General features: G+C 64.6%; 18 protein-coding genes. 8 read left to right on the top strand and 10 right to left on the bottom strand.

The genetic code is table 11. The features are described from left to right. Positions 1–167: 167 nt before the first annotated feature. The gene (locus DH10_RS19475; RefSeq protein WP_192256613.1) at positions 168–1,322 is read right to left on the bottom strand and encodes a PA0069 family radical SAM protein; all 1,155 of its coding nucleotides are present in this window, start codon (positions 1,320–1,322) and stop codon (positions 168–170) included. A gap of 149 nt (positions 1,323–1,471) precedes the next feature. Between DH10_RS19475 and DH10_RS19480 the strand changes: the two genes are divergently transcribed. Both DH10_RS19480 and DH10_RS19485 read left to right on the top strand, forming a co-directional pair. Next, positions 1,472–1,975 (top strand): glycosyltransferase, encoded by a 504-nt coding sequence (locus DH10_RS19480; RefSeq protein ID WP_192256615.1) that lies wholly within the window; start codon positions 1,472–1,474, stop codon positions 1,973–1,975. Between the two features lie 186 nt (positions 1,976–2,161). Beyond that, the gene (locus DH10_RS19485) at positions 2,162–3,136 is read left to right on the top strand and encodes a hypothetical protein (protein WP_192256617.1); all 975 of its coding nucleotides are present in this window, start codon (positions 2,162–2,164) and stop codon (positions 3,134–3,136) included. A 16-nt stretch (positions 3,137–3,152) separates the two neighbouring features. Here DH10_RS19485 and DH10_RS19490 read toward each other — a convergent pair whose 3' ends face one another. The 7 genes from DH10_RS19490 to DH10_RS19520 form a co-directional block, all read right to left on the bottom strand. After that, positions 3,153–3,605 (bottom strand): GFA family protein, encoded by a 453-nt coding sequence (locus DH10_RS19490; protein WP_192385246.1) that lies wholly within the window; start codon positions 3,603–3,605, stop codon positions 3,153–3,155. 96 nt (positions 3,606–3,701) lie between these two features. Beyond that, entirely contained in the window at positions 3,702–4,253 is a 552-nt protein-coding gene (gene moaB, locus DH10_RS19495) for a molybdenum cofactor biosynthesis protein B (RefSeq protein WP_192256621.1), read from the bottom strand. Next, positions 4,253–5,134: a 4-(cytidine 5'-diphospho)-2-C-methyl-D-erythritol kinase gene (locus tag DH10_RS19500; protein ID WP_192256806.1), complete on the bottom strand. Its 882-nt coding sequence runs from the start codon at positions 5,132–5,134 to the stop codon at positions 4,253–4,255. Before DH10_RS19500 ends, moaB begins: the two co-directional genes overlap by 1 nt. A 26-nt stretch (positions 5,135–5,160) precedes the next feature. Beyond that, positions 5,161–5,346, bottom strand: a complete 186-nt coding sequence (locus DH10_RS19505) for a membrane protein (RefSeq protein WP_040971812.1) — start codon at positions 5,344–5,346, stop codon at positions 5,161–5,163. 83 nt (positions 5,347–5,429) lie between these two features. Further along, positions 5,430–6,287, bottom strand: a complete 858-nt coding sequence (locus DH10_RS19510) for a S49 family peptidase (protein WP_192256623.1) — start codon at positions 6,285–6,287, stop codon at positions 5,430–5,432. A gap of 107 nt (positions 6,288–6,394) precedes the next feature. After that, the gene (locus tag DH10_RS19515; protein WP_192256626.1) at positions 6,395–7,189 is read right to left on the bottom strand and encodes a tRNA1(Val) (adenine(37)-N6)-methyltransferase; all 795 of its coding nucleotides are present in this window, start codon (positions 7,187–7,189) and stop codon (positions 6,395–6,397) included. Next, positions 7,189–7,413 (bottom strand): putative signal transducing protein, encoded by a 225-nt coding sequence (locus DH10_RS19520; RefSeq protein ID WP_059186744.1) that lies wholly within the window; start codon positions 7,411–7,413, stop codon positions 7,189–7,191. Before DH10_RS19520 ends, DH10_RS19515 begins: the two co-directional genes overlap by 1 nt. A gap of 162 nt (positions 7,414–7,575) precedes the next feature. On the opposite strand from DH10_RS19520, the gene DH10_RS19525 reads away from it, so the two are divergent. The 5 genes from DH10_RS19525 (at position 7,576) to DH10_RS19545 (ending at position 12,560) form a co-directional block, all read left to right on the top strand. Beyond that, complete coding sequence (locus DH10_RS19525; protein ID WP_192256808.1) at positions 7,576–8,589, top strand: polyprenyl synthetase family protein; 1,014 nt, start codon at positions 7,576–7,578, stop codon at positions 8,587–8,589. A 108-nt stretch (positions 8,590–8,697) separates the two neighbouring features. Beyond that, on the top strand, positions 8,698–9,363 hold the full coding sequence (locus DH10_RS19530; protein ID WP_192256628.1) for a GntR family transcriptional regulator: 666 nt from the start codon (positions 8,698–8,700) through the stop codon (positions 9,361–9,363). A 204-nt stretch (positions 9,364–9,567) separates the two neighbouring features. Further along, positions 9,568–10,176, top strand: coding sequence for a biotin transporter BioY (locus DH10_RS19535; protein WP_192256630.1), 609 nt, complete (start codon positions 9,568–9,570; stop codon positions 10,174–10,176). Further along, the gene (locus DH10_RS19540; RefSeq protein ID WP_192256632.1) at positions 10,173–10,592 is read left to right on the top strand and encodes a DUF1284 domain-containing protein; all 420 of its coding nucleotides are present in this window, start codon (positions 10,173–10,175) and stop codon (positions 10,590–10,592) included. Before DH10_RS19535 ends, DH10_RS19540 begins: the two co-directional genes overlap by 4 nt. A gap of 189 nt (positions 10,593–10,781) precedes the next feature. Then, complete coding sequence (locus DH10_RS19545) at positions 10,782–12,560, top strand: tetratricopeptide repeat protein (RefSeq protein ID WP_192256634.1); 1,779 nt, start codon at positions 10,782–10,784, stop codon at positions 12,558–12,560. A 61-nt stretch (positions 12,561–12,621) separates the two neighbouring features. On the opposite strand, the gene DH10_RS19550 is transcribed toward DH10_RS19545, so the two are convergent. Next, positions 12,622–13,083 carry a GNAT family N-acetyltransferase gene (locus tag DH10_RS19550; RefSeq protein ID WP_192256636.1) on the bottom strand — a complete coding sequence of 154 codons (462 nt, stop codon included), beginning with the start codon at positions 13,081–13,083 and terminating at the stop codon, positions 12,622–12,624. A gap of 169 nt (positions 13,084–13,252) precedes the next feature. On the opposite strand from DH10_RS19550, the gene DH10_RS19555 reads away from it, so the two are divergent. Continuing rightward, complete coding sequence (locus DH10_RS19555; RefSeq protein ID WP_192256638.1) at positions 13,253–14,197, top strand: glycine--tRNA ligase subunit alpha; 945 nt, start codon at positions 13,253–13,255, stop codon at positions 14,195–14,197. Here DH10_RS19555 and DH10_RS19560 read toward each other — a convergent pair. Then, on the bottom strand, positions 14,194–14,376 hold the full coding sequence (locus tag DH10_RS19560) for a hypothetical protein (protein ID WP_192256640.1): 183 nt from the start codon (positions 14,374–14,376) through the stop codon (positions 14,194–14,196). The two genes, DH10_RS19555 and DH10_RS19560, sit on opposite strands and share 4 nt — an antisense overlap. Positions 14,377–14,471: the final 95 nt, after the last annotated feature.

Raw genomic sequence — 14,471 nt, forward strand, 5'->3', positions numbered from 1 at the left:
CGGCCGGGGACAGGGGCCGGACGGGGTTCTTGAGCAATTCCAGGAAAATTACACAGCGGCTTTTCCGTTCGGAATTGCGTAAAAACAAATACTTAGCGGGTCGCAATCCGGGCGGAAAACCCGTTCTCCCGAGTTGCTTGGCGCCGGCCTTTCGGCCGGCACCGTCTTCACAGCAGCATCAACTGTTCGCCGGCGCCGGAGCCTGCGACGAATTGGTCGGTCCGAAGCTGCCGCCGCTCGGCATTGAGGCCGAGCCGCTTAGCGGCGATCTCGAAGCGCCGGCCGATCTGCCAGGCATAGGGTCCGGCGCCCTTCATGCGCTTGCCCCATTCCGAATCGTAATCCTTGCCGTCGCGCATCGAGCGGATCAGCGACATCACATGTCGGTAGCGATCCGGATAATGGCGCAAGAGCCAGTCCTTGAAGATCGGCGCCACCTCGAGCGGCAGGCGCAGCACGACATAGCCGGCTTCCCTGGCGCCGGCGGCACGCGCCGAATCGAGGATACGCTCCATCTCCGGATCGTTGAGGCCTGGAATGATCGGCGCCACCATCACCGAGGCGGGGACACCGGCATCCGAAAGTTGCCTTATCGCCTCCAGCCGCTTCGTCGGCGTCGACGCGCGGGGCTCCATCGTCCTTGCCAGCATGCGGTCGAGCGTCGTCACCGACAGTGCCACCTTGGCAAGGCCGCGTTCGGCCATGCGCGACAGGATGTCGATATCGCGCGTCACCAGCGCCGACTTGGTGACGATGCCGACCGGATGGCCGCGCGCCTCCAGTACTTCCAGGATCTCGCGCATGATCCGGTACTGCTTCTCGATCGGCTGGTAGGGGTCGGTGTTGGTGCCGATGGCGATGGTGCGCGGCTGGTAGCCGGGCTTCGACAATTCCCTGTCCAGCATGCGTGCCGCATCCGGCTTGGCGAAGAGCTTCGATTCGAAATCGAGCCCCGGCGACAGGCCCATGAAGGCATGCGTCGGCCTGGCGAAGCAATAGACGCAGCCATGCTCGCAGCCGCGATAGGGGTTGATCGAACGGTCGAAGGAAATGTCCGGCGATTCGTTGCGCGTGATGATGGTGCGCGGCTTCTCGACCTGCACCTCCGTCTTGAACGGCGGCAGTTCTTCCAGCGAGTTCCAGCCGTCGTCGAACACATGCCGGCTGACCGGCTCGAAGCGGCCGGACGGATTGATGCCGGCGGAGCGCCCGCGGTTGCGATCCGGCCGCACGCGCATGCCGCTCTGTTCCATCATCGCATTTGCCATTTCGGCCCTGCCTGCTCCGAAAGCGGCAATGTCGGCGCGCACGATCTGTTCCATTTTCGCCCTCTCCCAGGGACCGTCGGCAGGCTGTCGAATCGCTCTGTTCATGAAACTATTCCTATTTTGCCGATGAGAACAAAGCAAGAACTTTTTCGGCTGGGATGCGCAACTGGCGCAGCGCCCGGCTTTCCGCTATTCGGCTAGGAATGCTCAGCGTTCTCATCGAAACCCGGAACGACGAAGAGGGCCTTGCCCGCACGCTCGCCTCGCTGATCGGCGGCGCGGTCGAAGGTGTGGTACGCGACGTCATCGTCTGCGACGCCGGCTCGACCGACCAGACGCATCGCGTTGCCGAGCACGCCGGCTGCCACTATGTGGCCGGCAGCATCGCTACCGGCATCGGCCAGGCCAAGGGCGACTGGCTGCTGTTCCTCGAGCCTGGTGCGCGGCTGGCCGAGGGCTGGATTGACGAGGTCGTCGCCCACACGGCAAGGCAGACCATGCCCGCGCGCTTCGCGCGCGCCCGCGCCAACCGCACGCCGTTCCTGGCACGGGTCTTTTCAGGCAAGCGGACGCTGGCCGAAGGCCTTGTCATCAGCAAGCGACAGGCCGCGGCGCTCGCGAAAAGCGCGCGCAGCGCCGAAGCCCTGGCGCGCGGGCTGGCGACCAGAAAGCTGAACGCGGAAATCTGGGTCGCGCCGCCGAAGTAACCTATCCTTCCTCGTTGGTGGACGAGAGCGATGCCGCACTTTTTATATAAGACGATTTTAATTGTGCATTGCACAAAATCTGCCGTGAAGTTAGCATTCCTTTGACGCGGGACAATCGGGTTTGGGTAATGCCAGAGCGGTAAGCGGCCGACGATTCGAGGCTGCCGCGCATATCTGAGGAACCCAATGAATCCTGCTACGCCTGACAAATCCGGCACTCCCAGCCTGGAGGCCATTGCCCGCAACGGCAGCCTGCTCCGCCGCATCGCGGTGCGCATCCCGACCTACATGACGGACCTTCGCGAAAACCCCGCCTGGCTGCCGATGTTCATGCTGGCGCGCACCATGCCCGGACGCCGCATGCACTGGCTGGGCGCCAAACGAGCCCGCCCGCTGGAGAATGCGGCAGAGACGATGTTCACCGGCATCGATCGCGGGGCGGTGGTTGAGGCGTTGCGTTCTGACGGACTGTTTTCGGGCTTCATGCTGCCGCCGGCGATTCATGAGGAGATCGCCGCTTTCGCGCAGCGCACGTCCTGTTTCGGCAATTTCGACCGCCGTCTCGAATTCATGCCGGGCGAGCATGACGAGGCGGAAAAGCGATTTGGCCGCTCGCTGCTCAGCGGGCACTATTTCGAGCGCATCCTCGATTGCCCGGCGGCGCTTGCCATCCAGAAGGATCCGCTGCTTCTCGACGTCGCCCGGCATTATCTCGGGGGCCAGGCCAAGTTGATCACCACGCGCGTCTGGTGGAGCTTCCCGACCGGCAAGGCCTCAGACGCCGACAAGAACCTCGCCTCGCTCGGCAAATACCATTTCGACCTCGACGATTGGCGGATGCTGAAGTTCTTCTTCTATCTTTCGCCGGTCGACGCGGGCACCGGCCCGCACGTCTATGTCCGCGGCAGCCACAGACGCCGCGCACTCAAGCACCAACTGACGCTGCTGGTCGGCCACGCTGCGGAAGAGGTGCTGGACGTCTACGGTCCGCAAAGCCCCGTCACGCTGACGGGCGAGGCGGGTCTCGGCTTCGTCGAGGACCCGTTCGGCTTTCACATGGGAACGGTGCCGGCGCACACACCACGGCTGATGATGGAAATCGGCTTCGGCGTCTCGCGGCCGTCGCGCCGCCGCTTCCACGGCGAGCCGGTCATCCGCTAGAGCCGGACCTTGCCGGTCAAATCCCCTGAATCGCGACCGGCATCCAGGCGGTACGTCGCCTGGCCAGGCGCTGCTCGCGGCTTTCGGCGTCGTAGCGAACCGGGATCGGTTCGCGACAGAATTGCTCGCGGTCGTCGAGCGCGTTGACGATGACGATCGCCCTGGCGTCGTCACCATCGCCGGCGATCGCCGCGACATAGACGCCGCATTCGCGGCAGATGAGATAGTCGGCGGTGCGCAGGCCGAAGCGGTAGACCTGCAGCCGCGACTTATCCTCGACCGAGACGATCAGCTTCCCGTTCGGATCGGCGGCAGCACGCGACCCATGCCGGGTGCAGAACGAGCACTGGCAAGCGCGGATTTCCATTCCGGCCGGAGCGAGCGCGGTGGAGAAGCTCAGGCGGATGTTGCCGCAATGGCATCCGCCGCTGTGAACGGTGATGGCATTGTCCCTTGTTTCACAGCACAAGGTACTTTGCCCGCATCGGCTTCGGAATGGCGCCTCGAAGGCGGGAGCGCCATTCCGCTTGCAAACCGGATGCCGATTGAATGTTTTGCCTGCGGTTTATGAGGCAGGCTTGCCGCCGCGCCTGAGATGCTCGTCGAGGCGCGGCATGATCTCGACGAAGTTGCAGGGCATGTGCCTGTAGTCGAGCTGTGCCTTGATGATACCGTCCCAGGCGTCCTTGCAGGCGCCGGGCGAGCCGGGCAGCACGAAGACGAAGGTGGCGTTGACGACACCGCCCGTCGCCCGGCTCTGGATCGTGGAGGTGCCGATCTTGTCATAGGAAATGCGGTGGAAGACTTCGGAAAAACCGTCCATGCGTTTTTCGAAGATCGGCTCCAGCGCTTCCGGGGTGACGTCTCGTCCGGTGAAGCCGGTGCCGCCGGTGGTGATGACGACATCCACCGCTTCGTCTTTCGACCACGCGAGCACTTTTTCGCGGATCTTTTCGCGATCATCGGTGACGATATCGCGGGCGGCCAATATGTGGCCGGCCTCCACGATGCGGTCGGCCAGCGTCTGCCCCGATTTGTCGTCGGCGAGGCCGCGCGTATCGGAAACCGTCAGCACCGCGATGCGCACCGGGATGAAGGGCCGGCTCTCGTTGGCCATCAGTCGGCCTCCATGCTGCGCGTCGCCGCGACGAACCAGCCGGGATGGCGGCCTCGGATCTCGATCGCGGCGCGCTTGGCGACATTGCCGGTCTCGAACAGGCCGAAACAGGTGGCGCCGGAGCCCGACATGCGGGCGAAGGCCGCGCCTGCCTTCTTGAGCGCCTTGAGCGCTTCGCCAACGGTCGGCTGGATGGCTTGAGCGGAAGGTTCGAGATCGTTGCGGGTCGTCTCGAGCCAGTTGCGGATGGTGTGGAAATCCAGACGGCCGGGCAAGGGCGGCAACGCCTCGTTGTCGCGCCTGGAAAGCGCCTTGAACACCTCGGGCGTCGAAACCGCAACACCCGGGTTGACCAGAACCAGCGCCAGCGCCGGAAAGCCCGCCAGCGGCGACAATTCATCGCCGATGCCGCGCGCAATGAGCGGCTTTGCCTCGAGGCACATCGGCAGGTCGGCGCCGAGCGACAGCCCGATCCGCGTCAGTCCGGCTTCGTCGATATCGAGGTTCCATAGGTGCGAAAGGCCGTTGAGCGCGGCGGCTGCGTCACTCGATCCGCCGCCGATGCCCGAGGCGATCGGCAAATTCTTCTCCAGCCGGATGGCGACCGGCGGCGTCCGCTGCGCCCCGGCTTGCCGCCGCAAGACGTCGCGGGCCTTGATCACCAGATTGCCGTCATCGAGCGGCACGCCGGCGGCGAAGGGGCCTGACACCGAGAATTCGTCACGCTCGGCCGGCCCGATCTGCAGCCGGTCGCCGAAGCGCGTGAACACGGCAAGGCTGTCGAGCAGATGGTAGCCGTCCGCACGCCGTCCGGTGACATGCAGCGCCAGGTTGATCTTGGCAGGCGCAAGCCATGTCCGGGACTTGGCCTCGGGCTCCAGAATTTCGGCTGCTGGCGAGATGACGCTCAGTCCTTGGCCAGACGGTATTCGCCGGTCTTCGGATCCTTGACCAGCGTGCCCATCGTGCCGTTGGCCGCTTGTTTTTCGGTGCGCCGGATCTTGGCCGTCACGCGCTCGGCCTCGCGGATGAAAGCGCGATAGCCGAAATAGGCGGCGGCGCCGACGACAACGAAGAAAATGATCTGCGGCATCTCAAAACTCCTCCCGCGACTGCGCGGCAAGGCCAGCCGTATGGGGCCGGTCAGGCGTTATGCTAGACGCAATCATGGCTTTTTCAAAGCCTGAAGCGCGCCCACAGCGCGCGCTCTTCCGCCGCATCGATGATGCCGCTGGCGGCGGCCGCGGCGATGTCGGGCGCCGAAAAGCGCGAGCCGAACAGGCCGAAACGGCCGAAAAGGCCGCGCGGCGCGGTGATCAACTTGAGCTCCGTCTTGTCGCCGAAACGGGTCTTGAGCACGCTGCGCATGTCGCCCAGCGCATCGACCAGACCGAGCTCCAGGCCCTTCTTGGCGGTCCAGAACAGGCCGGTGAACAGGTCAGGATCGTCCTTGAGCTTGGTGCCGCGCCGTTCCTTGACGAGATCGATGAAGGTCTCGTGCACTTCGAGCTGCAGCGCCTTCAGCCGCTCGACGTCTTCCTTCTTCTCCGGCTTGAAGGGGTCGAGCACGGCTTTGTTTTGGCCCGCGGTGTGGACGCGCCGCTCGACGCCGATCTTCTTCATCAGTTCCGGGAAGCCGAACGATGCCGAGACGACGCCGATCGAGCCGACGATCGACGACGGGTCGGCGAAGATCTCGTCGCCGGCGACCGCGATCATATAGCCGCCGGAAGCCGCTACGTCCTCGACGAAGACCAAGACCTTCTTGTTCTTTTCCGCCGCCAGGTCGCGGATGCGCTTGAAGATCAGCCGCGACTGCACCGGCGAGCCGCCCGGCGAGTTGATCGAAATCGCAACCGCCGGCGCGTCGAAGCCGAACGCCTTTTCGATAACGCCAGCCGTCGAAGCGAGCGACAGGCTCGGCCGGAACTGGCCGCCGCCGGGCAGGATGGTGCCATGCAGCCGGATGACGGGAATGGTGACGACAGTCGAGCGCCAGGATTTCGGCAGCAGGCGGTTGAAGAGGCGTTTCACGAAAGCTTGTCTCCGCAAGAGGTGCAAGAGCAAGGTGGGACCTCATCCTTGCTCCCGGCATGTAGGAATTCGCCGGCCAACGGCAATGCCGCATTGCCGGCCTCTGATCAATCGCCGAACAGCGACGCCAGCCCATTGTTGATCATCTCGGTCCGCTCCGTCGGCCCATTGCCGGATGGTCCGTGCAAGGTCAGCGGTGGCCGGATCGACAGTTTTCCGCGCGCGCCGAGCACCGCCCTGACGATGATGCGGATCGCCGCAGCGTCCGGGCGAGGGTGGACGCACAGCATCTCGGCGTCGCCGAAGCGGCCTTCGATCGCATCGAGGATGGCGACGAGCTGCTCGGGCCGGACAATCGCCGCCAGCCCGCCGCGCGGCTTGACGACGGCGGCCGCACTCCTGATCCAGCGCTCGAACAGCCCGTCCTCCGTGACATGCGCCTCTCTGCGCAGCGCATCCGGCGTGGCGCGATCCTCCGCAGCATTGAAGGGCGGGTTCATGATGACGAAGTCGAACGAATTGTCGGCAAGCCCGGCCTCGGCCCGCGCCTTGCCGGCGAGCGTGACATCGGCCTTAAGCACCGAGGCGCGGCCGCCGAGATGCGCATTGCCCGGATGCGCAAGCGTGGCGGCGGCAAAGGCCGCCATCTCGGCAGAACGCTCGACCAGAACAGCGTGTGCCGCAGGGCAGCGTGACAGCATGGCAAGCGCGGCCGCACCGGCGCCGGCGCCGAAATCGGCGAGCCGGCCGGAAAAGCCGGACGGCACGGCCGCCGCCAGCATCATGGCATCCATGCCGGCGCGGTGGCCCTGCCGTGGCTGCACCAGCCAGAAGCGCCCGCGATGAAAGGCATCGACCGTATGGGCCGGCGTGTCCGGGGCGAGGGCGGTTGATGCTGCCATTATTTCCGGCGGATCTCGTTCTCGATGCCGGCATCCTTCAGGATGCGCCGCGCCGCATCGGCCTTGTCGGCATCGACCATGATGCGCCGAGGCAGGATGCCGATCGATCCGTCGAGCACGCTCATGTTCTGGTCAGCCACGAAGCAGGCGATGCCGGCGTCGCGCATCAGCGATTCGACGAAGGAGATGAGGACGGCGTCGTTGGTGCGGACGAGTTCAATCATGGAATGAAAATCGCAGGTTGCGGCGTTCATGTAAACGTCGAGGCAGACCGGCGCCAGCAAAGCCGCGCCAATTCGCCTCTTGCCGTGCGCGGTTGTGCCGACCTAGAGTCCCATCGGGACCAGGGTGTTGTCGTGCGCGTCAATGAGACGGGAGTGATCGTGGTGGGTGTCGTTCTGAATATCGAGGGCAAGCGGGAACCTGCTTCCATCAAGGATCTCATCGATCTGACGGCAGCCGATATGGGACGCGTCAACGAGCTGATCCTGTCGAAGGCCGGCTCCGACGTCGAGATGATCCCCGAGGTCGCCAACCACCTGATATCGTCCGGCGGCAAGCGGCTGCGGCCGATGCTGACGCTCGCCGCCGCCCAGATGTTCGGCTATGCCGGCGAAGGCCACGTCAAGCTCGCCACCGCGGTCGAGTTCATGCACACGGCCACGCTCCTCCATGACGACGTCGTCGACGAAAGCGCGCTGCGCCGCGGCAAGAAGACGGCGCGCATGATCTGGGGCAACCAGGCGAGCGTGCTGGTCGGCGATTTCCTGCTCGGCCAGGCTTTTCGCATGATGGTCGAGGTCGGCTCGCTGGAAGCTTTGGACATCCTGTCGAGCGCCGCCTCCATCATCGCCGAGGGCGAGGTGATGCAGCTTGCCGCCGCCAAGAATTTGGAAACCACCGAGGACGAGCATTTCGCCGTCATCAAGGCCAAGACCGCGGCGCTGTTCTCGGCCGCCGCGGAGGTCGGCCCGGTGATTGCGCTCGCCTCCCGCAACGACCGCGCGGCGCTGCGCTCCTACGGCATGAATCTCGGCCTTGCTTTCCAACTCATCGACGACGCGCTCGACTATGGCGGCTCCAGCAAGGATCTCGGCAAGAATGTCGGCGACGATTTCCGCGAGGGCAAGGTGACGCTGCCGGTGATCTTGGCCTACCGGCGCGGCACCAAGGCCGAGCGCACCTTCTGGAAGCGCGCCATCGAGGACAATGTCGCCGACGATGCGGGGCTCGAAAAGGCGATCGGCCTGATGACCCGCCACGGCGCCATCGCCGACACGATCGGCCGCGCCCGTCACTTCGGCGAGATCGCCCGCGACGCCTTGGCGCCGCTGGAGGCGACGCCGCAGAAGTCGGCGCTGATCGACGTCATCGATTTCTGCATCAGCCGCGTCAACTGAGAGCCTGCCCACCTCCTGGCGCTTGCCTGGCGTCCGCTGGGAAGGGCGCCTGTGAATCTCGTTCCGGCCGTCTCGACAAACGGCCTCTGCGCAAATTATCTATAAAATATGGCCAATACAGAGGACACGATCGCCGTCCGCATCAGCAAGGAATTGGCGGACCGCATCATTTCGGGTTCGATCGAGCCCGGCTCGCGGCTGCGCCAGGACCATGTCGCGGAGGAATTCGGCACCAGCCACGTCCCGGTGCGCGAGGCCTTCCGCCGCCTCGAGGCGCAAGGCCTGGCGATCAGCGAGCCGCGCCGCGGCGTGCGTGTCGCGGCTTTCGACCTCGGCGAGGTCAGGGAAGTGGCCGAGATGCGCGCCGCGCTCGAGGTGCTGGCGCTGCGCCACGCCGCCCCGCATCTGACACCGGCGATCCTCGATGAGGCCGAGGAGGCGACCAAGGCGGGCGACAAATCCCGTGACGTCCGTTCCTGGGAAGAAGCCAACCGGACCTTCCACCGGCTGATTTTGGCGCCCTGCAACATGCCGCGACTGCTTTCCACCATCGACGACCTGCATGCCGCAAGCGCCCGCTTCCTGTTCGCGGCCTGGCGCTCCGAATGGGAAACGCGCACCGACCAGGATCACCGCGCGATTTTGAGCGCGCTTCGGCAAGGCAACACGGAATCGGCCGCCGCCACGCTTGGCCGCCATGTGCAATGGATCGGCCAGAAACCGGTCAAGACCGCCTCCGGCAAGACCCGCGACGCCTTCGCCATCGTTGGCTAGCGATAACGCAGACTCAAGCTATGCTTCTGCGCTCTATCGCCGCCAGATGTCGGCTTTGGGAATCCCAAATCACCCCGAATGGCTCAGCCTCACCGCTCGTCGATTTGCGTTTCCGCGATAGATGCTTGCCATCTCTGCAAAAATATGAATTCGATAATAGATCGAATGCAGAAATTATCTATAATTTCAACCAGGGACATCACCGTGACAAACATCGCCGTTTCGACCCGCAAGCCCTCCTTCAGCCCGCTCAGGCTGGATAGTCGCTCCGTTGGCTGGAAGGCCGGCGCCGTCATTCTCGGTTCGCTGTTCCTGGCGCTGTCGTCCTACATCGAGGTGCCGATGGTGCCGGTTCCGGTGACCATGCAGACCTTCGCCGTGACGCTGGTCGGCGCGCTCTATGGCTGGCGGTTCGGCGCGCTCACCATCGCGGCCTGGCTCGTCGAGGGTGCCGCGGGCTTCCCGGTTCTGGCCGGCGGCGCTGCCGGCGTGCAGCATTTCGTCGGCCCGACCGGCGGCTATCTTTTCTCGTTCCCGATCGTCGGCGCGGTTGTCGGCTGGCTGGCCGAGCGCGGCTGGAACGGCAATCGAGTGATGCTTGCCTTCGCCGCCATGCTCATCGGCAATCTTCTGTGCCTGGTTCTTGGCACGGCCTGGCTCGCAGTCATGATCGGCGCCGAGAAGGCGATCACCTTCGGCTTCCTGCCGTTCATCGTTGGTGGCTTGCTGAAGTCGGCGCTGGGCGCCGCGACGCTGAAGCTCTTCTCGACCTATCGGGCCGAGCCGCGCGACCGCTCGTCCGAGACGCGATGACCATCAGGCTGCGCGCCCACCATCTGCTCTGCCTTCTGACCTATGTCGGCAAGGGCTACTCGCCCGCCTTCATCGCCAATTACGAAAAGGTGGTGAGGCGGCTGGGCGAGGGCGAAGAGGTTCTGATCGTTACCGGGCCGGACGACATCTGCGCCCCGATGCTCGACGAGCCCGCCGAGCCACATTGCCTGCGCGAAAGCGCGGCCGAGCGGGACGGGCTCGCGGCGCGCGATGTCGGGGCTCTTCTCGGCCGGCTGGTCCAGGCCGGAGAGCGGTTCGTGCTGGACGCCTCCAGCCTGGCGCGGATGCGGAAGGCGTTTTCCTCCGGCCTGACGCGCCAGGCGTGCTTAGGCTGCGAATGGTCCGACCTGTGCAGCACGGTTGCCGGCAGCGGATTCCACGATACGCGCCTTTAGGCAACGCTGGCCTGTCGGTCCCGCGCCGGACTTTTTTGGCGCGCGGCATCGTTTTTTAAGCCGGATGATTGCATTGTGATTCGCGCCGGATTGAAGCCTGACCCCAAAAAGGCCATGCTTTGTCTGGAAAAGATCGAGTCTGTGGGCGGTCCGCCAAGGGCGGGATCGCGTCTGGCTGAAAGGGATACAATGCGGCAAGGACGTGCGCGCTGGCTGACAAGGCTGGCATTTTTGACGGGTGTGGCGCTTTCGGTGCTGCCTGCCCATGCCAAGGAAAACGCCCAACCGATCCAGATCACGTCCTTTTCGGGCGCCTATCTCGCCGCTCATATCGCCGAAAGCGACAACGATCTCGACAATGCCATCGCCTACTACAAGCAGGCGCTGGCCTTTGGCCCCAATGATACCGAGCTGCAGCAGAGCCTGATGCTGGCGCTGGTCGCGCAGGGCCGCTTCGAGGAATCGCTGGTCTATGCCGACAAGCTCAAGGAAGTGCCCGATGTCGAGCGCTTCTCGCGCCTGGCGCTTGCCGTCGATTCCTTCCACAAGAAGGATTACGCCAAGGCCCAGTACTGGCTGAAGCTGTCGCTCGAATCCGATCTCGACCGGCTGCTCTCGGGCGTCATGGACGGCTGGGCCAAGGAAGGCGCGGGCGATGCCTCCGAGGCGATGGCTTCGATCGACAAGCTCAAGGGGCCGGACTGGTTCGGCCTGTTCAAGTCCTTCCATCGCGCGCTGATCGCCGACGCCGCCGGCCTTTCCGACAAGGCCGATGAGATCTACGCCGCTACCCTGGCCGACACGGCCGCCGGCGGCTCCGCGCCCGAGACGTGGATGCGCAACGCCCAGGCCTATGCCTCGTTCCTCGCCCGCAAGGGCGATAAGGCAAAGGCGATTGCGGTACTGAACCAGGCCGAAGCCTTCGCGCCGGGCAAGCTCGAAATCACCACGCTGCGCGACAGGATCAGCAAGGGCGACAAGATCGAGCCTCTCGTCGCTGGCCCGGCGGACGGCGCGTCGGAAATCCTGCTCGATCTCGCCACCGCGCTCAACCGTGGCGGCGGCGAGCCTTTCGTGCGGCTCTATCTGCAATATGCGCTGGCGCTGAAGCCGGACAGCGACGCCGCCCTCGTGCAGCTCGCGGCCGTCGCCGAGCAGTTGAAGGACGGCGAAGGCGCGATCGCGCTCTATCGCCGCATTCCGGCCTCCTCGCCGTTGAAGGAGCTCTCGGAGCTGCAGCTTGGCCTGAACCTTGCCGACATCGACCGCCACGACGAGGCGATCGCCCATCTCAAGGGCTATGTCGATGCGCATCCGACCGACATGCGCGGCTACCTGGCGCTTGGCGGTGTCTACTCCTCCAAGGAGGACTATCGCTCGGCCGCCAATCTCTACGACAAGGCCGCAGAGGAGCTGAAGACGCCGACCGCCGCCAACTGGAACATCTTCTACCAGCGCGGCATCGCCTATGAGCGGCTGAAGGAATGGCCGAAGGCCGAGCCCAATTTCCGCAAGGCGCTGGAGCTGCAGCCCGACCAGCCCCAGGTTCTGAACTATCTCGGCTATTCCTGGGTCGACATGAACATGAACCTCAAGGAAGGCCTGGCGATGATCCAGAAGGCCGTGGATCTCAGGCCAAGCGACGGCTACATCGTCGATTCGCTGGGCTGGGCCTATTACCGCCTCGGCCGGTACGACGACGCCGTGCGCGAAATGGAGCGCGCCGTGTCGCTGAAGCCGGAGGATCCGGTCCTCAACGATCATCTGGGCGATGCCTATTGGCGCGTCGGCCGCAAGCTGGAAGCGACCTTCCAATGGACTCAGGCCCGTGACCTGAAGCCGGACCCGGACGTGCTTGCCGCCCTGCAGCAGAAGCTGCTCAAGGGCCTGCCGCCGATCGAATCCAACACGGCGCAGGAAACCCCGAAGGTCAAGCCGGTCCCGCCGACAGCGCCGCCGAAGGGTTGAGATTTCGCAATCAAGCATTTTTGCGGGGCCTTTTGGCCCCGCAATTCTTTCAGCAGCTCTGTCAGAACAGCTTTCGGTAGACGACGAACCCCGAGCGCTCGCCGATCTTGTCATAGAGCTGCATGGCGGTGTGGTTGGTCTCGTGCGTCAGCCAGTAGACGCGGCCCGACCCGGCGACCCTGGCGCGCTCATAGACGCCTTCGATAAGCGCCCTGCCGACGCCCTGGCCACGCGCGGCCTCCGAGGTGAAAAGATCCTGCAGATAGCAGTTCGGCGCGATCGCCGTGGTCGAGCGGTGGTAGAGATAGTGAACGAGGCCGAGAAGCCTGCCGTCGCGCTCGGCCACCAGCGCATGCACGGGCTCATAGGCATCGAAGAATCGCGACCAGGTCATTTGGGTGATCTCGCCGGCAAGCGCTGTCTCGCCCGAGCGGCCGTAGAATGCGTTGTAGCCGTCCCAGAGCGGCAGCCACTGTTCGTAGTCTTGCCGGGTGACGGGACGGACGGTGAGCTGACCGGGCATGGCGGAACCTTTGTCGTTACGGCTCACGCGAGCAAACGGCCAGTGTGAACCGCCTGCAATGGGCCAGCCGCCGGCAAAGCGTTCAACCTCTCCGTGATGCGGCGCTGCCTTGACGCTAGCCGGCCCGGCAACTAGGGAATGCCCAATCCCAGCGCTTTCCGAGGCCGCCGTGACCATCGAGATTCCTGCCCATATGCATCCCAGCCGCTCTTTCCAGGGGCTGATCCTGACCTTGCACAATTACTGGGCGGCCTATGGCTGCGTCATCCTGCAGCCCTACGACATGGAAGTCGGCGCCGGCACCTTCCATCCGGCAACCACCTTGCGAGCGCTCGGTCCGCGTCGCTGGAATGCAGCTTATGTGCAGCCGTCGCGCCGGCCGAAGGACGGCCGTTACGGCGAGAACCCGAACCGGCTGCAGCACTATTATCAGTATCAGGTGATCCTGAAGCCGAACCCGCCGAACCTGCAGGATCTCTATCTCGGCTCGCTCGAGGCGATCGGCGTCGACCCGCTGCTGCACGACATCCGCTTCGTCGAGGACGACTGGGAAAGCCCGACGCTGGGCGCCTGGGGCCTCGGCTGGGAGTGCTGGTGCGACGGCATGGAAGTGTCGCAGTTCACCTATTTCCAGCAGGTCTGCGGTATCGAATGCGCGCCGGTGGCGGGCGAGCTCACCTATGGGCTCGAGCGCCTCGCCATGTATGTGCAGGGCGTCGACAATGTCTACGACTTGAACTTCAACGGCCGCGAGGGCGCCGACAAGGTCACCTATGGCGATGTCTTCCTGCAGGCCGAGCAGGAGTATTCGCGCCACAATTTCGAATTCGCCAACACCGCGATGCTGCTCCGGCATTTCGAGGACGCCGAGGCCGAATGCAAGGCGCTGCTTGCCGCCGGCGCGCCGGCGTCGAACGACAATCTGGCGGCGCATCGCATGGTCTTTCCCGCTTACGACCAGTGCATCAAGGCAAGCCACGTCTTCAACCTGCTCGACGCCCGCGGCGTGATCTCCGTTACCGAGCGGCAGAGCTATATCCTGCGCGTGCGCAATCTGGCCAAGGCCTGCGGCGAGGCGTTCCTGCAGACGCAGGCGGGCGGTCTGGCGGCTTAACCCAGCACAGCTTTTGCGATTTCGGCGGCGACGGTCAGCGGCAACGCGCTTTGGCTGCTTGCGGCATCGATCGTGCGCAGTGCTTGCCTCACGCCAGGCATCGAGAACGTGCCATGCATCTGGGCGGCGAAGCAGGCGCTGAGCGCCAGGATCTGCAGGGTTCTCGATGCCGTCTTCATCGTCGTTCAGCCAATAGTTCTCTGCCTGAGCGTTGGTCGCTTCAGCGCTGCGTTCGGTTCATGGGAATTTCTGCTCCTAGGACGGGCAGGTTCGC

The sequence above is a fragment of the Mesorhizobium silamurunense genome (assembly GCF_014843825.1).
GTDB classification, from domain to species: domain Bacteria; phylum Pseudomonadota; class Alphaproteobacteria; order Rhizobiales; family Rhizobiaceae; genus Mesorhizobium; species Mesorhizobium silamurunense.